22 protein-coding genes are annotated in these 22,778 nt (G+C 65.2%); 13 read left to right on the top strand and 9 right to left on the bottom strand.

Annotated elements, in window-relative coordinates; translation table 11 throughout:
- Window positions 1-102: 102 nt before the first annotated feature.
- The 13 genes from LB552_RS08560 to LB552_RS08500 all read left to right on the top strand — a co-directional run bounded on the left by LB552_RS08560 (window position 103) and on the right by LB552_RS08500 (window position 13,709).
- Entirely contained in the window at window positions 103-1,521 is a 1,419-nt protein-coding gene (locus tag LB552_RS08560) for a chemotaxis protein MotC (protein WP_224603865.1), read from the top strand.
- A complete protein-coding gene (locus LB552_RS08555) occupies window positions 1,518-2,867 on the top strand; it encodes a flagellar hook-length control protein FliK (protein ID WP_224603863.1) in 1,350 nt (449 codons plus the stop codon). The genes LB552_RS08560 and LB552_RS08555 overlap by 4 nt, the downstream gene beginning before the upstream one ends.
- A complete protein-coding gene (locus LB552_RS08550; RefSeq protein WP_224524331.1) occupies window positions 2,797-3,387 on the top strand; it encodes a transglycosylase SLT domain-containing protein in 591 nt (196 codons plus the stop codon). Before LB552_RS08555 ends, LB552_RS08550 begins: the two co-directional genes overlap by 71 nt.
- Window positions 3,388-3,609: 222 nt before the next feature.
- Window positions 3,610-4,278: a response regulator transcription factor gene (locus LB552_RS08545; protein WP_224603859.1), complete on the top strand. Its 669-nt coding sequence runs from the start codon at window positions 3,610-3,612 to the stop codon at window positions 4,276-4,278.
- Window positions 4,279-4,492: 214 nt separating this feature from the next.
- A complete protein-coding gene (locus tag LB552_RS08540) occupies window positions 4,493-5,746 on the top strand; it encodes a flagellar hook protein FlgE (RefSeq protein ID WP_224603856.1) in 1,254 nt (417 codons plus the stop codon).
- A 29-nt stretch (window positions 5,747-5,775) separates the two neighbouring features.
- Entirely contained in the window at window positions 5,776-7,227 is a 1,452-nt protein-coding gene (gene flgK, locus LB552_RS08535) for a flagellar hook-associated protein FlgK (RefSeq protein ID WP_224603854.1), read from the top strand.
- Between the two features lie 3 nt (window positions 7,228-7,230).
- The gene (locus tag LB552_RS08530) at window positions 7,231-8,280 is read left to right on the top strand and encodes a flagellar hook-associated family protein (RefSeq protein WP_224524328.1); all 1,050 of its coding nucleotides are present in this window, start codon (window positions 7,231-7,233) and stop codon (window positions 8,278-8,280) included.
- A gap of 31 nt (window positions 8,281-8,311) precedes the next feature.
- Complete coding sequence (gene flaF, locus LB552_RS08525) at window positions 8,312-8,659, top strand: flagellar biosynthesis regulator FlaF (protein ID WP_040989989.1); 348 nt, start codon at window positions 8,312-8,314, stop codon at window positions 8,657-8,659.
- Complete coding sequence (flbT, locus tag LB552_RS08520) at window positions 8,656-9,093, top strand: flagellar biosynthesis repressor FlbT (RefSeq protein ID WP_224603851.1); 438 nt, start codon at window positions 8,656-8,658, stop codon at window positions 9,091-9,093. The genes flaF and flbT overlap by 4 nt, the downstream gene beginning before the upstream one ends.
- A 1-nt stretch (window position 9,094) precedes the next feature.
- The gene (flgD, locus tag LB552_RS08515; RefSeq protein WP_140632323.1) at window positions 9,095-9,502 is read left to right on the top strand and encodes a flagellar hook assembly protein FlgD; all 408 of its coding nucleotides are present in this window, start codon (window positions 9,095-9,097) and stop codon (window positions 9,500-9,502) included.
- Between the two features lie 121 nt (window positions 9,503-9,623).
- The gene (fliQ, locus tag LB552_RS08510; protein WP_095766361.1) at window positions 9,624-9,890 is read left to right on the top strand and encodes a flagellar biosynthesis protein FliQ; all 267 of its coding nucleotides are present in this window, start codon (window positions 9,624-9,626) and stop codon (window positions 9,888-9,890) included.
- A gap of 159 nt (window positions 9,891-10,049) precedes the next feature.
- Window positions 10,050-11,915 (top strand): asparagine synthase (glutamine-hydrolyzing), encoded by a 1,866-nt coding sequence (asnB, locus tag LB552_RS08505; protein WP_224603849.1) that lies wholly within the window; start codon window positions 10,050-10,052, stop codon window positions 11,913-11,915.
- A gap of 150 nt (window positions 11,916-12,065) precedes the next feature.
- On the top strand, window positions 12,066-13,709 hold the full coding sequence (locus LB552_RS08500) for an MFS transporter (RefSeq protein ID WP_224603846.1): 1,644 nt from the start codon (window positions 12,066-12,068) through the stop codon (window positions 13,707-13,709).
- A 56-nt stretch (window positions 13,710-13,765) separates the two neighbouring features.
- Here LB552_RS08500 and LB552_RS08495 read toward each other — a convergent pair whose 3' ends face one another.
- From LB552_RS08495 to LB552_RS08455, 9 genes are all read right to left on the bottom strand, one after another.
- The gene (locus LB552_RS08495) at window positions 13,766-14,134 is read right to left on the bottom strand and encodes a cupin domain-containing protein (RefSeq protein ID WP_224603843.1); all 369 of its coding nucleotides are present in this window, start codon (window positions 14,132-14,134) and stop codon (window positions 13,766-13,768) included.
- Window positions 14,135-14,136: 2 nt separating this feature from the next.
- The gene (locus LB552_RS08490) at window positions 14,137-15,522 is read right to left on the bottom strand and encodes an NAD(P)/FAD-dependent oxidoreductase (RefSeq protein WP_224603823.1); all 1,386 of its coding nucleotides are present in this window, start codon (window positions 15,520-15,522) and stop codon (window positions 14,137-14,139) included.
- Between the two features lie 77 nt (window positions 15,523-15,599).
- A complete protein-coding gene (locus LB552_RS08485; RefSeq protein WP_224603821.1) occupies window positions 15,600-16,712 on the bottom strand; it encodes an ABC transporter ATP-binding protein in 1,113 nt (370 codons plus the stop codon).
- On the bottom strand, window positions 16,709-17,506 hold the full coding sequence (locus tag LB552_RS08480) for an ABC transporter permease (RefSeq protein ID WP_224603817.1): 798 nt from the start codon (window positions 17,504-17,506) through the stop codon (window positions 16,709-16,711). The genes LB552_RS08485 and LB552_RS08480 overlap by 4 nt, the downstream gene beginning before the upstream one ends.
- Window positions 17,506-18,375: an ABC transporter permease gene (locus LB552_RS08475; protein WP_224543350.1), complete on the bottom strand. Its 870-nt coding sequence runs from the start codon at window positions 18,373-18,375 to the stop codon at window positions 17,506-17,508. The genes LB552_RS08480 and LB552_RS08475 overlap by 1 nt, the downstream gene beginning before the upstream one ends.
- Window positions 18,376-18,397: 22 nt before the next feature.
- A complete protein-coding gene (locus LB552_RS08470; RefSeq protein ID WP_224603808.1) occupies window positions 18,398-19,471 on the bottom strand; it encodes an extracellular solute-binding protein in 1,074 nt (357 codons plus the stop codon).
- Window positions 19,472-19,509: 38 nt separating this feature from the next.
- On the bottom strand, window positions 19,510-20,178 hold the full coding sequence (locus LB552_RS08465; protein ID WP_224543354.1) for a helix-turn-helix domain-containing protein: 669 nt from the start codon (window positions 20,176-20,178) through the stop codon (window positions 19,510-19,512).
- A gap of 119 nt (window positions 20,179-20,297) precedes the next feature.
- A complete protein-coding gene (locus tag LB552_RS08460; protein ID WP_224603805.1) occupies window positions 20,298-22,079 on the bottom strand; it encodes a chloride channel protein in 1,782 nt (593 codons plus the stop codon).
- A gap of 315 nt (window positions 22,080-22,394) precedes the next feature.
- Window positions 22,395-22,694 carry a putative quinol monooxygenase gene (locus tag LB552_RS08455; RefSeq protein WP_224603803.1) on the bottom strand — a complete coding sequence of 100 codons (300 nt, stop codon included), beginning with the start codon at window positions 22,692-22,694 and terminating at the stop codon, window positions 22,395-22,397.
- Between the last annotated feature and the right edge of the window lie 84 nt (window positions 22,695-22,778).

The following is a 22,778-nucleotide window of genomic DNA, read 5'->3' as shown; positions in this document are numbered from 1 at the left end:
CGTTCGATGAAGCGCTTCACCGTGTCAGCGAAACGGCGAACCGCTCCATCTCTTTGCCTTGGCGCAATTCCGAACGGAAAACCGCATCACGCTTTTCCTGGGATGGCGCTGGCGCTGGCGCTGTTCGTTGCCGGGCCGTCATCGGCGGCCTTCGCGCAGGACGCCCTGCAGCCCTATCAGCTGGTACGTTCGCTGCAGCTGATCCAGGATCGCATTGCCGGCGGCGATCATGCCGCGCTGCCGATGCAGGCAAAACTCCTCGAAATGATCGACGCCCGGATGCGCAATGCCGATGCCGAGGATTTCAAGGAGCCGAAGAACTTCCGCGCTCTGCTCGTCTACGGCATGAGCGGCGGCAACCCGGTGACGGTCGCGGCGGCGGCTTCGCGCGCAATAACCGACCCGCAAAGCCTGGCCATCGCCAAAGGCGTCGTCGCCTATCTGAGCGGCCGGCCGGCCGAGGCGATCGAAATGCTGAAGCCGATCGATCCGATGGGCGTGCCCGCCGACCTCGGCGCGTTCCTGGCGCTGGTCAAGGGTTCGCTGCTTGCGACCGATGACCCTGCGGCAGCGCTGAACCTGCTCGACGAGGCGCGCCTGCTCAGCCCCGGCACGTTGGTCGAGGAGGCAGCGCTTCGACGCTCCGTGGGCATCGCGGCCGCACAGGGCGACGCCGCCCGTTTCGCGCTGGCTTCAACCCAGTATGTCGCGTCCTACCTCTATTCGCCTTACGCTAGCCAGTTCGCCGATGCCTTTGTTTCCGGCGTCATTACGCTGCACATGGCGATCAGCCAGGACAAGATCGCCGACATCACCTCGATGATGGATCCCGAGCGCGAGAAAGTGATCTACCTGCGCATCGCACGCCGTGCCGCGATCGACGGGATGACCGAGCTCTCGGCTTTCGCCTCAGCGAAGGCCGAGCTGGGCCGCAACGGCAACGGCAGCCGGGATGACCCGCGCACTCAGCTCTATTCGAGCCTTTCCATCATGACATCGGCCAATGTCGATGAAGTGCGCGCCAAGCTCGGCAAGATCGATCGCGGCAAGCTTTCGCAAAGCGACCGCGACCTGCTCGACGCCGCGCAGGCCGTGGCGGGCGAAGTGATGGCGCCGGTGAAAGCGCCCGCAAATGCCGAAGCCGCACCGACGATCGTTGCAAGAGGCGACGGAGCTAAATCCGCGACCGAAGCCTCAGCTGACCCGGCCAGTGCGGACTTGCCTCCCGTGGAGGGAGCGATGCCCGAACAGGCAGCGGTCGCGGTGAGCGATCCGCCGGTCGCGCCGAGCGACCAGGAGAAAGACACGCCGCCCGCCGCTTCGCCGCCCCCTGTCCCGCAGCCGGCGCGAACATCGGCTGAAAACCTGGCGGCCGCTCCGGCTCCGACCGGCACCGCGCCGGTGGTTAAGGCATCCGCACCGGCGACGCCCGATATGCAAGACCCGATCGATGCGGCGGTCACCAGCACGCGGCGTCAGCTCGACCAGATCGACCAACTCCTCGGAGCAGCCCCAAAATGACCAGCGTCAACCAGACCTTACCGGGCTTTGCTTCGACACAGTCCCAGTCCCGGCAGCACACTGCCGGCGACAAGGATGGGGATCAGAATTTCGGCAAGATGGTGCATGGGACCGAGAGCCCACAGGACAAGCACACGGCCGGACCGGTGATACCGAACGCGCATCCGGCAAGGCGCTTGCCGGCCAATGCCGGCAAGCATGAGCCGGATCAGGACCCGCAGGGGAAAAGCGGTTCGCAGAAGGCGACGGTTAAGTCCGCGAAGACCGACGGGCGATCCTTATCCGCGAAGCAGACCGCGGATAAGGATACCGCGGCGCAAGCCGATGATTCCACGCCGCTGCAGGACCGCTTGCCGTTGCTGATGGCGCTGGGCGACATGAAGCATTTCGCGCAATCGTCGGGCGCGGGCGGCGCTGATGGTGAAGAAGCCGCCGGCGACCACGGATCGCTGGAACTGCGGCTGCGCGCCGGCAAGCGCACGGCGATCGACAGTTCCGCCGAGCCGCTGTCGCGATCCACCCGTTCGACGGCAGCGGACGATTCCGGGCCCGATTTTGGGCAAAAGCCGGTGAAGGCGCAAATGGCTTTCGATTTGCCGGGCCGGCGTGATGCCGATGCCTTGCCGGCGCAAGGGGATGATCCGGCGGCCGGTAGCCCGTTGCCGCCGCAAGGCTGGCGGCCGGCTTCCGCATCCAAGGCTCCGCTGCAATCGCAGTCGGCCGCGCAGCAGACTCCGGGCAAGCCGTCTTCTTCCGCCGGACGCATGGAAGTCGTCAGCCAGCAGAGCTTCCCGGCGCCGGCGCAAAACCCGATCGGCCAGACGGCATCGGCGCTGGTTGAAGGGCTTGCCTCCGACAATGGCGTCCAGCAAGCCTTTGCAAGCGCTTCGACGGGCTCCCAGACGACCAATTCTGTTGCCGTTCCGACACACGTGCTGAAGATCGAGTTGCACCCTTCGGAGCTCGGATCGGTTGTCGCCAGCCTGCGGCTCTCGGGGGAGCGACTTTCGATTGAGATGAAGCCCGAGACACACGAGGCATACCGCCGTCTCACCGCCGACAGCGACGCCGTCGTCAAGTCGATGCGCAGCCTCGGCTTCGACGTCGACAAGGTCACCATCCTGCAACCCTCGGTAGCAGCGCATGCAGCCAGCCGCGCCGACGCAACCAGCGCCATGCCGATGTCGACAGGCCGTGACCAGCCTTCGTTCCAGCCTGGGAACTCGGGCGGCAACGGCGCGGGCGGCGGCCGGCAACCGGGAAGGAACAATGGCGATGGCGCACAGGAATTCGGTCGACCCGCTTCGCCTCTTCGCGAGCGTGCTGACGACGATATGTATATCTAGTTTCGCTGCCGGCGCGGCCAGCGCCGCAGCCAATCCCTGCGAGCCGGAGATCCTGCGCGCCGCCGATCGCTACGGGGTGCCCGCCGGAATCCTGTACGCCGTCGGCCTGACCGAGACCGGAAAGAAGGGCAGCCTTCAGCCTAATGCATTGAATATAGAAGGAAAAGCTGTGTTTCCTCGCAGTCGCGGCGAAGCGCTCGCCGCATTCGAGAACGCGCGTCGCGAGGGCAAGACGCTGATCGATCTCGGCTGCATGCAGATCAACCATCGCTATCACGGCGCGCAGTTCCGCAGCGTCGAGGACATGCTCGACCCGCATCGCAATGTCGACTACGCGGCGCGCTTCCTGGTCAGCCTGCATGCCCGGCACATGACCTGGTCAATGGCCGTCGCCCGCTATCATGCCGGCCCCGACAACGACCCCGCGCAGAAGGTCTATGTCTGCCGCGTCATCGCCAACATGGTCGCCACCGGCTTCGGCAAATGGACGCCGAATGCCAGCACCTTCTGCAATCAGTAGTTGTTGTACGTGAGAGCCGGTCGACCTTCGCCAGCCTGTCCCGCCGGCCCCGATATTCGTCGGTCAGCAGCTGGCGCGAATACACCAGCGCAACCGCTTTTATTACGGCTCCCAAAAAAACTCCCAAGAAAATAGCTACAAGAAATGATGGTTTTTCAGGATTCATCGAGCCGGGTACGCCTTTCCCCACGGGGCAAGTGAAATGATTCGGAGGGCGGGCCGATGATCGTGATCGTTGACGAGCGAGAGCTCGTGACAGAGGGCTACTCTTCACTTTTCGATCGCGAGGGGGTGGCCACTGCCGGCTTCGCGCCGAGCGAATTCGGCGAGTGGGTGAGTTCCGCTGCCGACACCGATCTCAGATCCGTCAGGGCCTTTCTCATCGGCGACTGCCGCGAAGGCGCGATATCGCCGCGCCAGATCCGCGACCGCACCGGCGCGCCGGTGATCGCGCTGAGCGAACATCACTCGCTCGAGCACACGCTGCGGCTGTTCGAAAGCGGCGTCGACGATGTCGTGCGCAAGCCGGTGCATATCCGTGAGATTCTAGCCCGCATCACCGCCATCCGCCGCCGCGGCTCCGAAGAGGCCGCCTATACCGAGGTCGGGTCGATGCGGATCTTCATGGACGGCCGCGATCCGGAGATCAACGGCGAGCCGCTGCCGCTGCCGCGGCGCGAGCGGCGCATCCTGGAATATCTGGCCGGCAACCGTGGCCGGCGCGTGACCAAGACCCAGGTCTTCAACGCCATCTACGGCATCTTCGACGAGGAGGTCGAGGAGAACGTGGTTGAGAGTCACATCTCGAAGTTGCGCAAGAAGCTGCGCGAGAAGCTCGGTCACGATCCGATCGATTCCAAGAGGTTCCTCGGCTACCGGCTGGTGTTTTGATGGCCGCCCTCGAGCGTGATCCCGAACCGAAGGTCAGCGAAAGCAAAAAATGGGAACCGGTTTTCGGACAAGGATCATGCTCCAACAAAGAGTCAGTGCGTGATGGCGATTCAACGAAGCGCCATCGCACTCTAGGCCCATCCCGCGCCAGCCTCGCGCAAGACACGAGGCATAATTTTACGGCCTGCTACCCAGGCACTGCGGAGATCCATCGATGAGCCTCTACGGAATGATGCGGACCGGCGTTTCCGGCATGAACGCGCAGGCCAACCGCCTCTCCGCGGTGGCCGACAACATCGCCAACTCCGACACCACCGGCTACAAGCGCTCTTCGGCCGAGTTCTCGTCACTGATCATGCCCGGCACCGGCGGCGCCTATAATTCCGGTGGCGTGACCACCACGATCCGCTCGGCCGTCAGCACGCAAGGCGTCATGACCTACACCACCTCGGTGTCCGATCTTGCCGTCAACGGCGACGGCTTCTTCGTCGTCCAGGATGCCGGCGGCACGCCCTATCTCACCCGCGCCGGTTCCTTCGTCCCGGATGCGCAGGGCCGGCTGGTCAATGCCGCGGGCTACCAGCTCATGGCCTACGACTACGCCAATGGCGATCCGGCAGCGACCGCCAACGGCTTCGAGGGCCTCGTGCCGGTGCAGATCTCCGATCAGCAAATGACGGCGACGCCGAGCACCGAGGGCCTGTTCTCCGGCAACCTGCCCGCGGGCGCGACGCCGCCCTCCGGTCCGCTGCCGTCCAGCAACAGCGCGACCGCCGAATACACGTCGAAAACGTCGCTGGTCGCCTATGACAATCTCGGCAACAAGAAGCTGCTCGACGTCTATTTCACCAAGACCGGCACCGGAACATGGGAAGTCTCAGTCTTCGATCAGTCGAAGGCGACCCCCGGCACATCCTTCCCCTATACCGGCGGTGCGCTGGGATCGGCCAACCTCACCTTCGACACCACCACCGGCAAGCTCACCGGCGCGACCACTGGCGTCTCCTTCACCGTTCCGGGCGGCCAGACCCTCAACCTCGATCTCTCCAAGCTGACCCAGCTCGGCACCGGCTTCACCGTCGCCGACGCCAAGGTCAACGGCAACGCACCGAGCTCCATCCAGAAGGTTCAGATCGGCCAGGACGGCGTCATCTACGCTCAGTTCGCGGACGGCTCGACCAAGGCGCTTTACAAGATCCCGCTTGCCGACGTTCAGAGCCCCGACAATCTCACCGCAATGCCCGGCAACATCTATGTGCAGAGCACCGACTCCGGCGCCGTCCACATCGGCTTTGCCAATGAGGGCAAGCTCGGCTCCATCGTCTCCGGGGCGCTCGAAAACTCCAACGTCGATATCGCCGAGGAACTGACCAACATGATTGCGGCGCAGCGCAGCTACACCGCCAATTCCAAGGTCTTCCAGACCGGCTCGGACCTGATGGACGTCCTCGTCAACTTGAAGAGATAAACGACGGGCGCCGCCCGTGAAAGATCAGCATGTCGCTTTCCTCCGCACTAAGCATTGCCCAATCGGCGCTCCTGGCCACGTCCAAGCAGACCAGCGTCGTATCGCGCAATGTGGCCGACGCGTCGAACCCTGACTATACCCGCCGCATCGCCGTGGTGACCAGCACGGCGCCGGGCGCCCGGGCGGTGGAAATCCAACGCGCCGCGAACGAGCTCCTGTTCCGCCAGAACCTTTCGGCGCTGTCGGCATGGAGCGGCCAGAGCGCGCTTTACAACGGCATGGATCAACTCGAACTGTCGGTCAACGGGGTCGACAACGCGTCGTCTCCCTCGACGGCCATCGCCAAGCTGCAACAATCTCTGCAGCTTTACGCCACGACGCCATCGAACCAGAACCTCGGCACCAGCGTCATCGATGCCGCCAAGCAGGTGGTGAATTCTCTCAACAGCGGCACCAAGGCGATCCAGGACTTCCGCACCCAGGCCGACAGCCAGATCGCCACCGCCGTCGACGACCTCAACTCCCTGCTCGGCCAGTTCCAGGATGCCAACAAGGCCGTCATCTCCGGCACGCGATCTGGTACCGACGTGTCCGACGCGCTCGATCAGCGCGACGCGCTCCTGAAAAAGATATCGGAATATGTCCCGGTATCGACCTTCACGCGCGGCGACAACGACATGGTCGTCACCACCAAGGACGGCACGACGCTGTTCGAGACCGTGCCGCGCTCGGTGACCTTCGCGCCGTCGGCCGGCTATTCGGCCGGCACGCCCGGCAACACGGTCTACATCGACAATGTGCCGGTCTCGGCCGGCACTGGCGACAACGCGACCGCCGACGGCAAGCTTGCGGGCCTGCTGAAGCTGCGCGACGGCGTCGCCTCAACCATGCAGAGCCAACTCGACGAGATCGCGCGCGGCCTTATCACCGCGTTTGCCGAAACCGCGCCACCGCAGCCCAATGCGGCCGGCCTGTTCACATGGTCCGGCGCGCCGGCAATCCCGGCCGCCGGCACCCTGGTCGACGGCCTCGCCGGATCGATTGGCGTCAACGTCGCCTTCGATCCGAGCGCTGGCGGCAATCCCGCGCTGTTGCGCGACGGCGGCGCCAACGGCGCGGCCTATGTCGTCAACACCGGCAACGCATCCTATTCGGACCTTCTGATCGGCTACGGCAACAAGCTCGATCAGCCGATGGCCTTCGATGCCTCGGCCGGCATCGCCGTCAGCTCCGGCGTCTCCGACTACGCGGCCAATGCCATCGGCTGGTTCGAAGGCGTGCGCCAGCAGGCCGCGACCAATGCCGACAGCAAGCAGGCGCTGGCAGCGCGAACGGCCGAGGCGCTGTCCAACGATACCGGGGTCAATGTCGACCAGGAGATGTCCCTGCTTCTCGACCTCGAGCACACCTATCAGGCCTCGGCGCATATGATGAAGACCGTGAGCGACATGCTGGACGCCCTGATGAGCGCGGTAGGATAATTCATGAAAGCGACAGCCGTTTCCTCAGCCGCCATCTCCAACGCCCTGCGTTACCAGCAAGCGAAAATGCAGGCCGACCTTGTGAAGGCGACGACGGAATCCACGACCGGCAAGGTCGCGGATGTCGGTCTGGCGCTTGGCGGGCGCACGACCCAGGCCGTCACCTTCCAGCGCGACCTCGACCGGCTGAACGGCATCGTCGATTCCAACGCGCTCGTCACCGCGCGACTGACATCGACCCAGGATTCGCTCGGCCAGATCGCCGGTGCCGCGCAGAGCTTCCTGTCGGCGCTGACCAGCGGCGTGTCGGGCGACTCCTCGACCAGCATCCTGCAGACCGCCGGCGCCTCGGCGCTGCAGCAGATGACGGGTATTTTGAACACCAGCGTCAACGGCGAATATCTGTTTGCCGGCACCAACACCGACGTCAAGCCGATCGACGATTTCAACGCCACGGGCTCGCCGGCCAAAGCCGCCTTCGATGCGGCCTTCTCGAGCTATTTCGGCTTTGCCCAAACCGACCCGGCGGCGGCCAACATCACCGCTGCCCAGATGGACGACTTCATCACCACCAAAGTCGAGCCGCAATTCCTGGGCGCCGGCTGGCAGGCCAACTGGTCGAGCGCCACCGATGAGCAGATCACCAGCCGCATCTCGCTCAACGAAACCACGCAGACCTCGGTCAGCGCCAACGAGCAGGGTATCCGCAAGCTCGCCATGGCGTCCGCCATGGTCAGCAGCCTGCTTACCGGCAGCATCAGCGAGGCCGCCCAGAACGCGGTCGTCAGCCGCGCGCAGGCGCTGGTCGGCGAAGCCATCGGCGGCATTACCCAGGTGCGGGCCGAAACGGGCCTTGCCCAGCAGCGCGTATCCGACGCCAGCGACCGCATGAAAACCCAGGTCGACCTGTTCGAGAAGCATATCGTCGATCTCGAAGGCGTCGATCCCGCGGAAGCCGCTACCCGGGTCGCCGACCTGACACAGCATATCGAGACCTCCTTCGCCTTGACCGCGCGTCTGCAGCAGCTCAGCCTGCTGAACTATCTGACTTGAACACGTAAACCGGAACGCCAGAGCGCCGACGATGTATCAATTCTCCTACGCCGACATCCAGACCGACTCCGTCGCCGATGCCAAGGACCGGGAGCGGCAGCTGCTCACCCGGTCGATCGACATGCTGGCGGCGGCAGCAGCCGTTGGCACCGAGTCGATGGAAGCCGTCGAGGCGCTGCATTTCACCAACCGCATCTGGACCACCTTCGTCGAGGATCTCGGCTCCAGCGACAACGCCCTGCCCAAGGAACTGCGCGCCAACCTGATCTCGATCGGCTTATGGCTGCTGCGCGAGACGGAAGACATCCGCCAGGGCCGCACCAACAATTTCGAAGGACTGATCGAGGTCTCCCAGATCATCCGAGACGGCATCCAATGACCAACACGCTGAAGATCTCACTAAAGCCCAACGAGAAGATCTATATCAACGGCGCGGTCATCCGCGTCGACCGCAAGGTCACCATCGAGCTGATGAACGACGTGCAGTTCCTGCTCGAAAGCCACGTCCTCCAGGCCGATCAGGCCTCTACGCCGCTCAGGCAGCTTTATTTCATCGTGCAGATCATGCTGATCAACCCGCTCGGCGCCCCCGAGGCGCGCGAGATGTTCCGCCGCTCGCTGCCGATGCTGATCGCAAGCTTCGACAACCAGGACATCTGCAACAGCCTGAAGCAGATCGACCGGATGGTCGGCGAGGATGAGATCTACGAGGCGCTGAAAGCGATCCGCGCGCTCTATCCGCTCGAGCGCAGGGTGCTCGAAGACGATGACGACATTTCCCAAACGCCGCGCGCGCTGGCTGTAGGAGCATAAAATGGCCGTCGACATGACGACAACGATCCCGGTTGGCGCCAACCAAGCCAGCCAGAAGACTTCCAAGACGGCGGTTGACTACCAGTCGTTCCTGAAGCTCCTGATCGCCGAGATGAAGAACCAGGATCCGACCAAGCCGATGGATTCCACGCAATATGTCGCGCAGCTCGCCACCTTCTCCCAGGTCGAGCAGTCGGTGCAGACCAACACCAAGCTCGACCAGATCATGCAGTCCTCGGCATTGTCGCAGGCCGATGCGCTGATCGGCCGCTCGATCACCTCGGCCGACGGCAAGACAACCGGAACGGTGGCTTCGGTGACGCTCTCCAGCAGCGGCCTGATCGCCGTGCTGCAGGACGGCACCCAGGTTCCCGTCGGCGCGGGCGTGTCGATCAAGCCGGCCGCCTGAGCATGTCTCACGAAAGTGGATCCGGTTTCGGGGCAAAGACATGCTTAAATCAAAACCAAAAACAGGTCGCGTGAACTGTTTTTCATGCGACCCGCTTTAGCGGGCTCGCGAGAGGTCAGCCATGAACGAGGCCGATGCCCTCGACATCGTCCAGTACGCCGTGTGGACGGTTCTTACCGCTTCCGCTCCCGTGGTGCTGGTGGCGATGGTCGTCGGCATCGGCATCGCGCTCATCCAGGCGCTGACACAGATTCAGGAAATCACGCTGACCTTCGTGCCGAAGATCGTCGCCATCATGCTCGTGGTGGCGCTGACCGGTCCCTTCATCGGCGGCCAGATCTCGGCCTTCACCAACGTCATCTTCGAACGCATCGAGCACGGCTTCTGACGCAAGGCCGCGAGCGTCGGGTGGCCTCCGCCCCGATCCGGATGATCTTGCAGCGGCATCTGTAGCAGCTAGATTGTGAAGCGCGCCGGCATCGGTCGGCGCCCTCGTCCTAGGCCACTTTCAGGAAGCGATGCATCAGGCAAGAACGGCCGGCGGGCCATGTGCGCAATAGCCGGCGTCTGGCGAAAGCGCGATCCGATCGGCAGCGGCGATCGTCGCGACGTCGCGCGCATGATGCAGGCATTGGCGCATCGCGGTCCCGACGATCACGACAACTGGAACGACGCCCGCCTGGCGCTCGGCCATCGCCGGCTGACCATCATCGACCCATCGCCCGCCGCGCGCGAGCCGATGTTGACCGCATCCGGCGACGGTGTGCTGTGCTACAATGGCGAGGTCTATAATTTTCGCTCGTTGCGCAAGTCGCTGGAGGCGGAAGGCCTGACGTTCCGCACGGTGTCCGACACCGAGGTGGTGCTTCAGGCCCTGCATCACTGGGGCCCGCAAAAGGCGGTGCCGTTGTTCGACGGCATGTTCTCCTTCGCCTATTTCGATGCCAGCGCCGGCGCCTTGTGGCTTGCCAGGGACAGGCTGGGCATCAAACCGATGTCGGTGGCCGAGACCGGCGACCGACTGCTGTTCGCCTCAGAGGACAAGGCGATCCTCGCCTGCCACGACTTTACCCGCCGGATCGACACGCGCGAGCTGACGCTGCGGCTGGCTTGGCAGAGCCGCGATTCGAGCTACAGCGTCTTCGACGGCATCGAGCGCCTGCCGCCGGCCGGCCTCTGGAAGATCACGGCGCAGGGCATCGAGAAGCGCCGCTTCTGGCATGTCCTCGACGTCCTCGAGACCGCGCGCATCGCCGGCGACAAGACATCCGACGCCGAACATATGGCGACGCTCCGGACGCTGCTCGAGGAAAGTGTCGAGCTGCATTGCATCGCCGATACCAGCCTTGCCACCGCCTGCAGCGGCGGCATCGATTCCGGCCTGATCACCGCGCTTGCCAAACGCTTCAGGCCTGAGATGCATGGTTACGTCGTCGACCCGAAGCTCGGCCGCAGCGAGGCCGAGGATGCAGAGCGGACCGGTCGGCATGTCGGCGTCAGCCTGCGTCGGGTGCCTTTGGACAAGGACCGGTTCCTCGAGCTCTGGCCGCGCGCGGTCTGGCACCTCGAAACCGACGGCTGGCATGCCAGCCACGCGGCGCTGCTGGCGCTTGCCGAGCAGTGCCGCGCCGACGGCGTCAAGGTGCTGCTGACCGGCGAGGGTTCCGACGAGCTTTTCGGCGGCTACAAATGGCAGGCATCCACGATCAGGCTCTGGCGCCAGTCCTGGCTGCAGCGCCTGTTCCGGTCGAAGGCCGGGCGTGACCGCAAATTCGCTGAATTGCGCCGCGCCCCGTTCCGCAACTCGATCGGTCGCGGCTCGCCGACGGACCGCGCCCTGGCGCTCAGAGCCCTGTCGCCCGAGCTGAACTTCCTGCAGATCAAGCTGTTCGACAGGTTGGACGGTGTCGCGCCGCCCGGCGATCGCGCTTTCCTGGCAAGCTGCTTTTACGACCTCTATTCGCACCTGCAGGACCTGCTGCACCGGCACGACCGGTTGAGCATGGCGGCGTCCGTCGAGCTCAGGGTGCCGTTCCTCGAGAACCGGCTGATCGACTTCGCCCTTCACCTGTCGCGCCGGCAGAAATACCGCGACGGGACCGGCAAGTGGCTGCTCAAGCAGGTCGCCGAACGCCATCTGCCGCGCGAAAACATTCGCGCCGCAAAGAACGGCTTCGAGATGGATGCCGCTTTTTCGGCTGGCACACAGGGCCTGCTGCGCGGTGGCCTGCTGCGCGACGCGATGAAATGGTCTGCTTCCGAATTGGACGACCTGATCGACATGGCAAGCAGCCATGAAACGTCGCGCCTGCGTCTCGTCGGCATGGAAATGCTGCTCAGGCTTTACATGAATGGCGAGACGGCAGGCGGCCTGACCGAGGCCCTGCATGCCGAGGCGAGAAACGCGACATAGCCAGAAGTTGGTCCAGACAGGCCAGATGCTTGGCTTAAAGCTTCGCCGACGCATTTTCGCCTTTGCCATCCTGTTGTTGGGTCGCACTCTTTGGCGAGTCGCCCGCCTGCGCGGGCGCGGCGAGCCTCTATAGCGGATGAAGGCGCAACCATGATCGACGACGAGCCGGAAAGCGAACGCGTCTCCGCGCTGGCGCCGTTCCGGCATGGCATCTTCCGCGCCGTCTGGTCGGCCAGCCTGGTGTCGAATTTCGGCGGCCTGATCCAGGGCGTGGGCGCCGCCTGGATGATGACCACGATCGCCACCTCGCCCTACCAGGTGGCGCTGGTCCAGGCCTCGACCACCTTGCCGATCATGCTGTTCGCGCTCGTTGCCGGCGCCATCGCCGACAGCTTCAACCGCCGCAAGGTGATGCTGGTGGCGCAGACCTTCATGCTGGCCGTCTCGGCGCTGTTGACCTTGTTCACCTGGCAAGGCTGGATGACGCCCTGGACGCTGCTTGCCTTCACCTTCCTGATCGACAGCGGCACGGCGCTGAACAGCCCGTCATGGCAGGCCTCGGTCGGCGACATGGTGCCGCGCGCCAAGGTGCCGGCGGCGGTCGCGCTCAATTCGCTGGGTTTCAACATCACCCGCAGCGTCGGCCCGGCCATAGGCGGCGTCATCGTCGCTGCCGCGGGTGCGGCGGCCGCCTTCGCCGCCAATGCCGCGAGCTATATCGGCCTGATCGTCGTGCTCGCCCGCTGGAAGCCGGCGCTGCCCGAGCAAACCCTGCCGCGCGAGTCACTCGGCGCGGCAATGGGCGCCGGCCTGCGCTATGTCGCCATGTCGCCCAACATCGCCAAGGTGCTGGTCCGAGGTTCGGCCTTCGGCTTCAGCGCCGGCGCGGTGCTGGCGCTTCTTCCCCTGGTGGCGCGCGATGTCGTAAACGGCGATGCGCTGACCTACGGCATCATGCTCGGCGCCTTCGGCATCGGCGCGGTCGGCGGCGCGCTGATCAGCGTGCGGCTCAGGCAGCTGCTGTCCAGCGAGACGATGGTGCGCATGGCCTTTAGCGGCTTCGCGCTATGCGCCCTCAACGCCGCCGTAAGCCACAATGCCTGGCAGACATCGGCGGGCCTGCTCATCGGCGGCGCCTGCTGGGTGATCGCGCTCTCGCATTTCAACGTCACGGTGCAGATGTCGACGCCGCGCTGGGTGGTCGGCCGCGTGCTGTCGATCTACCAGACGGCGACCTTCGGCGGCATCGCGCTGGGCAGCTGGATCTGGGGCGTCGTCGCCGACGCGCATGGCGCGGAGACCGCGTTGACCGCTGCGGCGGTCGCGATGCTCGCCGGCGGCGCCCTCGGCTTCGTCCTGCCCTTGCCGCGGCAGACGGTGCTCAACCTCGATCCGCTCAACCGTTTCAAGGAACCGATGCTGGCGCTCGACCTCAAGCCGCGCAGCGGCCCGATCGCCATCATGATCGAGTACATCATCCGCGAGGAGGACGTGCCGGAATTCCTGGCGACCATGGCCGAGCGCGGCCGCATCCGCCGCCGTGACGGCGCCCGCAACTGGACCTTGGCCCGCGACCTCGAAAATCCGTCGGTGTGGATCGAGCACTACCACACGCCGACCTGGGTCGAGTATATCCGCCACAACCGGCGCGCCACCCATGCCGACGCCGTGGTCGGCGAACGCATCCGCGCGCTGCACAGCGGCGACAACCCGCCGCGCGTGCGCCGCATGATCGAGCGTCCGACCACCGCGGGCACGACGCTTGTCTCGCCGAAGGGGCCGATCGATCACTGATCGCACGTCGTCCGAAGCCTGCTTCGGGCAAACGACATGCGCCGAAGGATCAAGGATCAGCCGGCGCTCTGGATCATGTAGAGCTTGCGCGTGGTCTCGTGGATGCGCCACTCGCCCTTCCATCCCTGCGGCAGGACGAGGAGGTCTCCCGGCCCCAGCTCACGCATCTGGCCATCGGCGCGGCTCACCGCGACGCGGCCGGAGATGATGTGGCAGATCTCCGACGAGTTCGTGCGGTCGGCGGTGAAGCGGCCAGGAGTGCATTCCCAGATGCCGATGTCGACGCTCCCGTCCGGCGACTGGAAGAAGGATCGCGCGGCCTCCAGCTGACCCCCTTCGATCGAGGTCGGTTTCGGTGAAAAGGCGCCGATGTCGGCCTTGGCGAGGTCGTGGAAAGTCGAAAGATCGATCAAGCTGGTCTCCATGGTCAATGACCGGTGAGGCTGTCCGCCAAGGCGGCAAGCTTCGAGGTATGCGCAAGCCCGGCGGCCTCGCGGTTGTCAGCGATGCGGTAGAGCTGGTACATCGAATGGACGCCCAGCCAGCGGAACGGCTCCGGCTCCCAGGGCCGTACCTTGCGGTTGACCCAGGGCAGCCGCGTCAGCTCGGTATCCTGGGCGAGCACGAGGTCGGTCAGCGTGCGCCCCGACAGGTTGGAGCTCGACACGCCGAGCCCGACATAGCCGCCGGCCCAGCCGATCCGCGTCGCGGGATCGAGTCCGACTGTGGTGCACCAGTCGCGCGGCACGCCGAGCACGCCGCACCAGGCGTGGTCGATGCGGCACCCAGCCGTCTGCGGCAGGAGCGTCGTCAGGATCGTGTGCAGCTGTTCGATCGTCGCCTGCTGCGTCTGGCCGTTGACGTCGGTGCGCGACCCGTAGCGGTAAGGCACGCCGCGGCCGCCCATGGTGATGCGCCCCTCGCGCGTGCGCTGGGCATAGCAATAGGCATGCGCGGCATTGCCGAGCAGCTCGTGCCCCTCCCAGCCGATCTTGCGCCAGAGCTCTTCCGGCAGCGGTTCTGTGACGATCTGCGCGCTGTTGAGCGCGAGCCAAGTCCGCTCCTCGCCAGGGATGCCGGCCGTGAACCCTTCGGTGGCGCGGATGATGGTTTCCGCCCGCACCGTGCCGCGATCCGTAGTCACGACGCCCTTCGCAATGGCGGTAACCGTCGTCTTCTCGTAGATCGAAACGCCTAGACGCTCGACCGCCGCCGCGAGCCCACGCACGAGCTTGGCCGGCTGCACGCGCGCCTGGCCGTGAATGACGAAGCCGCCGAGCACATTCCGGATGTTGATGCGCGCCCGGGTCGCCTCGGCGTCGAGCAGCTCGATGCGTTCGGGATCGGCATCCCAGGAGCGGATCGTCTCGCATTCCTCGCGCACGCGCTCCAGCTGCGCCGGATTGGTGGCGACCGTCAGATTGTCGACGCGGCGGATATCGGCATCGATGCCTTCCTCCGTCGCGACCCGGATCACCTCGTCGACGCAGCCGGCCATCGCCTTCTGCATGGCGGTGACGCCTTGCCGTGTCGAGGTCTTCAGATATTTCTCGCGCGACCAGCCGAAGCCGCCCGACAGCCAGCCGCCATTGCGTCCCGAGGCGCCGAAGCCGGCAAACTCGCGTTCGATGAGCACGATGCGCAGCGATGGCTTCGCCTTCTTCAGACAGTAGGCGGTCCACAGCCCCGTATAGCCGGCGCCGACGATCGCCACATCCGCCTCGATGTCGCCGGGCAAAGGCGCGCGTGGCGCGGGGATGTGACCCAGATCCGCATACCAGAACGAAATGTCGCCGTTGCGCTTGACTTGCATGGGATGGTTTCCGCCAAAGCAATTCAAGGAAAAGTGTGAAACGGTTTCCGTCCGGAATTGCGTTTAAACAAAGATGATCAGGTAAGCGGGGTGTCGGCCGTGCTATCGTCGGGCAGGAGCTTCGCATCCGCGCCGTCGAAGCACAGCTCGACCTTCTCGCCGAGCCCGAAACTTTCGCCGGCGAGCGGCGAACGCACGATCGCGGTCGAGCCGTCGCCAAGCTTCACCTCATATTTCGACCCCGAACCGAGATAGATCGCCTCGGCGATCGTTCCCGACAGCCGGTTCGTGCCGGCGGCATCCTGGCCCGGCCGGCGGATGGCAAGCTTTTCCGGCCGCAGCAGCATCACCGGACGGGCTTCGCCCGCGAGGCGACGCTGCGCGCTGACCGTCTCGCCGGCGATGGTCAGCGCCGTGCTTGTGCCGTCGCTCTTAACCTCACCGCGCAGCACGGTGGAATCGCCGATGAAGCGACCAACGAACAAAGTCGCCGGCTCGTCATAGAGCTGGCGGCCAGTGCCGACCTGCTCGATCCGCCCGCGGTTGAACACGGCGATCCGGTCCGACAGCACCAGCGCCTCCTCCTGGTCGTGCGTGACATAGACGAAGGTGGTGCCGAGCTCGCGATGGATGCGCTTGATCTCGAGCTGCAGCCATTCGCGCAGTTTCTTGTCGAGCGCGCCGAGCGGCTCGTCCATCAGAAGCAGCGGCGGATCGAAGACGATGGCGCGGGCCAGCGCCACGCGCTGCTGCTGCCCGCCCGACAGCTCACTCGGATAGCGATGCGCGAAGTCGCCCATCTTGACCATGTCGAGCGCTCTTGCGACGCGCTTCTTGCGCTCGTCCTGCTTGATGCCGCGCAATGTCAGCGGGTAGGCGACGTTGCGGCCGACGGTCATATGGGGGAACAGCGCATAGTGCTGGAAGACGACGCCGATATTGCGCTTGTGCGCGGGCACGCCGACGACGCTCTTTCCCCCGACCAAAAGCTTGCCGCTGGTCACGTCGGTAAAGCCGGCAATCACGTTGAGCGTCGTCGTCTTGCCCGAGCCGCTCGGTCCGAGCAGCGTCATGAACTCGCCGGGCTCGATCCTGAGCGAGACGCCGTCCAGCGCCTTGAAGGAGCCATAGGCCTTGCTGACCGTATCGAGGTCGATCGCGGCGCCGCGATTTTCCGCTCTCGGGTTCATAGGCGTCCCTTCCGCTCGCGGCCAAGGAGGAGCATGCCGCCGCCGATCAGGATCGTGGTGGCGAACAAAAGGATGGTGCCGACGGCCGCGACCGTCGGATCGGCGTCGCGCGTGATCGAGGAAAATATCTGCACCGGCAATGTCTTGAGATAGGGATTGGTGATGAACAGCGACACCACGATCTCATCGAAGGAGGTGGCGAAGGCGAACAGCAGGCCCGACAGGATGCCGGGCAGGATCAGCGGCAGCGTCACCGTGCGGAACGTGGTCAGCGCGCCGGCGCCGAGGCTTGCCGCCGCCGTCTCCAGCCGCCGGTCGAACACTTCGAGATTGGCCGAGACCGCGATCAGCACGAAGGGCAGCGCAAGGATGGTATGCGCCAGCACGAAGCCCGTCAGCGTGCCGACGAGCTGCGCGTCGAGATAGACGGCATAGATGCCGATGGCCAGAACGACGCCCGGCACGACCATCGGCGTCAGCATCAGCATGCGCAAGAGATTGGCCGGCCGCGCCTTCATGCGGTCGAGGCCGAAGGCGGCCAGCGTGCCGAGCACCGTCGCCAGCACCGCCACCAGCGAAGCGACCTTGAGCGAGTTGAGGAAGCTGGTCGACCATTCCGGATTGGTGGCGAAGTTCTGGTACCACTGCCAGGAAAAGCCCTGCGGCGGAAAGGCAAGCGACTTGTTCTCGTTGAACGACATCGGCACGACGACCAGCGTCGGCGCCACCAGCCAGATCGCCACGAGCAGGCAGACGAGACCGAGGATGAGGCGGGTGAGCGGCTTCATCTGCATCAGCGTCGCCCCGCTTCCCGGTGCCTGGACCGCATCACCGGGGCCGCCAGCGCCAGCAAGACGAAGGTCGCGACCAGGAGCACCACGCCCATGGCGCCGCCGCGTCCCCATTGCAGAAGGCTCAGCACCTGTGTCTGCACCAGGGTCGACAGCATGGTGGAGCGCGGTCCGCCGAGCAGCGCCGGCGTGATATAGAAACCCAGCGCCAGGATGAAGACGATGATGGCGCCGGCATAGACGCCCGGCAGCGACAGCGGCAGGTAGACCGTGAAGAAGGCGCGCGACGGCCGCGCGCCCAGGCTTCGCGCCGCTTGCACCAGCCTGAGGTCGATGCCCTTCATCACCGAATAGAGCGGCAGGATCATGAAGGGCAGCAGCACCTGCGCCATGCCGATCACCACGCCGGTCTGGGTGCGGATCAGCCGGACCCCGTCGAAGCCGGCTGATCTCAGCAGCGAATTGATGACGCCGGAATCCTGCAGCAGGATCACCCAGGAGAGCGTGCGCACCACGCCGCTCACCCAGAACGGGATCAAGACGCAAAGCACCAAGACGAGCCGCACGCGCGGCCCGACCGCGGTCATCAGATAGGCGTAAGGATAAGCGCAGGCCACACAGACCACGGTCACCCAGGCCGAAATGGTAAAGGTGCGCTGGAGCACCGTCAGGTTGACGGGCGCGCCGAAGAACCAGGCGTAGTTCTGCATGCCCCATTGCGGCTCAGACAGGCTGCGTAGCACGATGGTCAGCAGCGGGTAGCCGATCACGGCCACCAACAGGAACAGCGCCGGCAGCGTGAGCGCGTAAGGCCGCCACGCCCAGCCCGCCCGTTGCGGGGCGGAGGGGGTCGTCGGTTCGAGCGCGCTCACGGAGTTCGCCTCTCTCAGCCGGTCAGTTGCCGGCCATCAGCGCGGACCACTTCTCCTGCGCCACGGCGAAGTTCGGCACCCAGAACTTGAAGTTCTGCTTGTAGCCCTGCTTCTGGCGCTCCGGCGTGTTGGTCAGGAAGGCGGCGACGGAAGCGTCGACCTTGGGCCGCGCCTCGCTGTTGATCGGCGTGTAGGAGGTCTTCTCGGTCAGGATCTCCTGGGCATTCTTGCCGAGATAGGCGTTGAGCAGCGCGTAAGCGGCATCCGTGTCCTTGACGCCGACCGGGATCGTCATCTGGTCCATCACCACCAGCCAATCCTGCCATGCGGGTGCGTATTTGGCGCCGTTCTTGACCGCGGTCATGGCGCGGCCGGTCCACATCATCAGCATGTCGGCCTCGCCGGATTCGGCGAGCTGCTGCGATTCAGCGCCCGTCTTCCAGAAGATGGTGTCGGGGCCGAGCTTGCGGACTACGTCGATGGCCTTGTCGATATCGGCCACCGTCATTGCTTTCGGATCGCCGCCGGCAACCTTGAAGGCCTGTTCGAGCAGGCCGCCGGTCGGGCTGCCGGAGCCGTCGATGCCGCGCACGCCCGGGAACTTTTCGGCGTCGAAGAAGTCGGCCCAGCTCTTGGGCGGATTATCCTTGTACTTCTCCTTGTTGTACATCAGCACGACGCCGTAATTCATCGCCGGCACCGAACATTCGCCGACCTGGCCTTCCGGGATTTTCGAGACGTCGAGCTTGGTCAGATCGAGCTTCTGGAACAGCTTGCCGCAATAGACATAAGGCGGCAGGTCGTCGGTATCGACGACGTCCCAGGTGACATTGCCCGATTCGACCTGCGCCTGCAGCTTGGCGATCTCGGTCGGGCCGTCATTGAGCAGCTTGACGCCGGACTTGTCGACGAACTCCTTCAGCGCCGCCGTCTGGCCGTCCTGATATATGCCGCCATAGGAGACGAAGGTCAGGGTCTTGCCTTTGAGCGAGCCTTCCTTCACCTCGCCTGCCACGGGCTTGTCCTGCGCGAAGGCCGCGCCGGTCAGAACGCCGAGCGCCAGGACGGCGCCGATGCCATATCTCGATTTCAACATAACGATGACTCTCCCATTCATGCCCGCATTTTGGTCGGTTACCTGGCGGCGGGCGGTTTCCAGGTCGTGTATTGGTCGAGCTCGGCGCGCGCCGAGGTCGGCGGCGCGATGATCCACATCACTTCGGCCCGGCCGCTGCCGATGTTCTCCGTGCGATGCGGAGTGGCCGTTGTGTATTCGACGCTGTCGCCCTCTTCGAGGACATGACGCGCCTCGCCGAGCGAGACCTCGACAATGCCGCGCAGCACGATCAGCATCTCATGTGCGTCGCCATGCGTGTATTGGTCGGGGCCGGTCGAGCCGCCGATCTCGAACTCGCCGACATAGACTTCCATGTCGCTGAGCGGCGGCCGCGACAAGAGCATCTTGCGGCAGCCGTCGCTGGGCGGCAGGCTTGGGCGCTCGCTGCGCCTGAGCACGCCGTGGTGATTTTGAGCCGCGCTTTCCGCAAACAGCAGCGCGACGCTGACTCCCAGCGCGGAAGCGATCTGATTGAGCGATGCCGTGCTGGCGCCGGTCAGGCCGCGCTCGAGCTGGCTGATGAAGCTGGCGCTGGTTCCGGTCGCCTCGGCGAGGTCGCGCAAGGAAAGGCGGCGAGCAAGGCGAAGGCTCTTGAGCCGCATGCCCAGAGCCTGATGGGCAAGCGTTGCGGCCGCACCGGCGGCGTTTGCCGCCTGCGCCCGACCGTTGCCAGATGCCTTGGGCATTCATGTTCCTCCACTGAACAACTTGTACAGTGCCACTGTACAGATGGCAAGAGGCATGGTTGCGCGGTCGGGCCGCATCCTCGCGGCTGCCGAGCCAAGGCTTCAGTTGAAAGAGAGGGCTAGCCCTCACCCGACAGATCCCGCCGCGCCTTGTCAAGCTCTTCGGCATAGCGGCGCATCAGATGGCTTTCGGTGAGCAGGCCAAGCACGATGCGCTCGTCGAAATCCTCGACCACGGCAAGTTCTTCGGCCCCGGTGCGCTGGAAGGTCTCGGCGGCGGTCTGGACATTCATCGACGGCACCAGCACCGCGTCCTTGAACTGGGCGAGCGCGCTCACCGGCATTTCGCCATCGGAGCGATCGCTGTGCAGTTCCGGCACCAGCAGCATGCCGACATATTGGTCGGCCTGCTCGACGGCGATAACCCGCTGCGCCGAGCCGAGCGGGATCTCCTTGCGGAATTCGGAGAGCGTGGTCGAGGCGGGAATGGTGCGGACGTCCTTGCGCATCATTGTGCCGACGGTGAGGCTGCGCATCCAGCCGACGTCATGGGCGCTGCGGATCGTTTCGCCGCGCAGGTGGAAACGCCAGGTCGAGAAGGAGTAGCCGAAGGTCTCGCGCACCAGGATCGCCGACATGATCGAGGCGGCCAGCACCACGCCGGTGAGCGTCAGGTCGCGGGTCGACTCCAGCGCCAGGAACGTCATGGTCAGCGGACCGCCGACAACGCCCACCGCAAGCGAGGTCATGCCGACGACGGCGGCGACCGACGGGTCGATGCCGGCCGACGGCGCGGTCAGCGCCATGACGCCGGCAAAGACCTTGCCGAGCAAAGCCCCCAGGAACAGCGAGGCGAAGAACAGGCCGCCGCGGAAGCCCGAGCCGAGCGAGATGGCTGAGGCCGCCAGCTTCATCACGAAGACGCTCGCCACCACGGGAAGGGCATAATTCATGGCGAACTCGCGGTGCAGCGCGCCATGGCCGCTGGAGAGCACCTGCGGCGTGACCAGCCCAAGCAAGCCGACGAAGATGCCGCCGATGAACGGCCTGACCGACACGTCGATCGACAACCGTACAAAGAGCCGCTCGACGATGCTCACCAGATGCATGATCGCAATCGAGGCAGCCCCGCCGAGCAGCCCCAGCAGCAAGAATGGCACATACTCGCCGGCGGTCAGATTCGGCAGACCTGAGAGTTCCAGCGGGAACGGCACGCCGCCGAACATTTCCGCCGTCAGCGAGGCGGCGATCGCCGCCGCCATCACCGGGGCCACATTGGCGACGGAGTAGATGCCGATGACCAGCTCGAAACCGTAGAAGGCGCCGGTCAGCGGCGCGTCGAAGGCGGCGGCGATCGCGCCGGCCGCACCACAGCCGACCAGAATGCGCACGTCATTGCGGCGCAGGTGGAAGGCGCGGGCAAGTCGGGAAGCTACGCCGGAGCCGATCTGCGTGTAGCCGGCTTCCAATCCGACCGAGGCGCCGAAGCCGCTTGAGACCATCGTCTGCGCCACGATGATGAACGTGTCGGTGAGCGACATGCGCCCGCCATAGAGCGCGTTGGCCTCGATCGGATCGACAGGTGTGCGGAACTTGCGCTTTCTGAGCCAGATGACGGAAAGCCCGAGAAGCAGGCCGCCGATCGCCGGGAACATCGCCTGTGCCGGGTCGGCAAGCGAGAACATCGCCGAAAGCCGGCCGCCCGGCTGCACGTCGAACAGCAGGTAATGCATGCCTTGCACCAAGGCGCTCATGCCGGTGACCAGCGCGCCCGCGATGACGCCGACCATGCCGGCCATCAGCACGATCACGATGCCGCGCGCCTCGAGCACGGGGATCGAGCTGATCAGCACCGCGCGAAGCCGGCGGGCGTAAACTTGTGGGTCGTTTCTGGCAGGCAACGAAGCGGCTCGCCGGTATGCGAAAGATAAGAACTGCCGTGCCTGATACGCGCGGCGGCTTTGCGTGGCAACCGCAATGCCGACCGCATGTGGCGCCATTTTGGCGTTGCGCCAATTAGCCTTAAGCAAGACTTGCCGCGTGACCAGGAGATAGACTTAGTCGGGCACCGGTATGGTGAGAGGGCCGGAATCGTCTTGTACGACGAAGATCGCCAGCAGCTCCGCCCGCCGGCCTGTCCGCCGAGGAGGAACGCGCCGTGCGGCGCTGGCTGGTCGCGACCGCGGAGGCGGCACAGCCGTAAATGCCTCACACGATCAGGTCGGCGCGCCGCCGTCCGTCTCGAAAAGCGTGAGCTTGCGCTCGCCGATGCCGAGCTCGGCCCAGCTCGCGCGCCATTCGGCGATATGCGCCGATTTGAAATGCGCTTCGAGCGCGGCGCGGTCGCTCCAGGCCTCCGAGACATGGATGAGCCCGGCATCCAGCACATCCTGCGCGTAGGAATAGCCGAGGCAGCCCGGCTCGGCGCGGCTCGCCATGATCATGCGTTGCATCGCCGGCTTTGCCTGGTCGAGCCTGTCGGGCGGCAAGCGGACCGTGCCGATGATCAGGAGCATGCGCTTTTCCCTTCCGATAAGTGGCTAAGGCGCCGTAGCCGCTCTCCCACCTTCGCGCAAGCTTGGAGGGTTACGGTCGAGGGC

Source organism: Mesorhizobium sp. CA7, assembly GCF_020165015.1.
Classification (GTDB): Bacteria; Pseudomonadota; Alphaproteobacteria; order Rhizobiales; family Rhizobiaceae; genus Mesorhizobium.
This window is presented reverse-complemented; position numbering and strand designations above follow the sequence as displayed.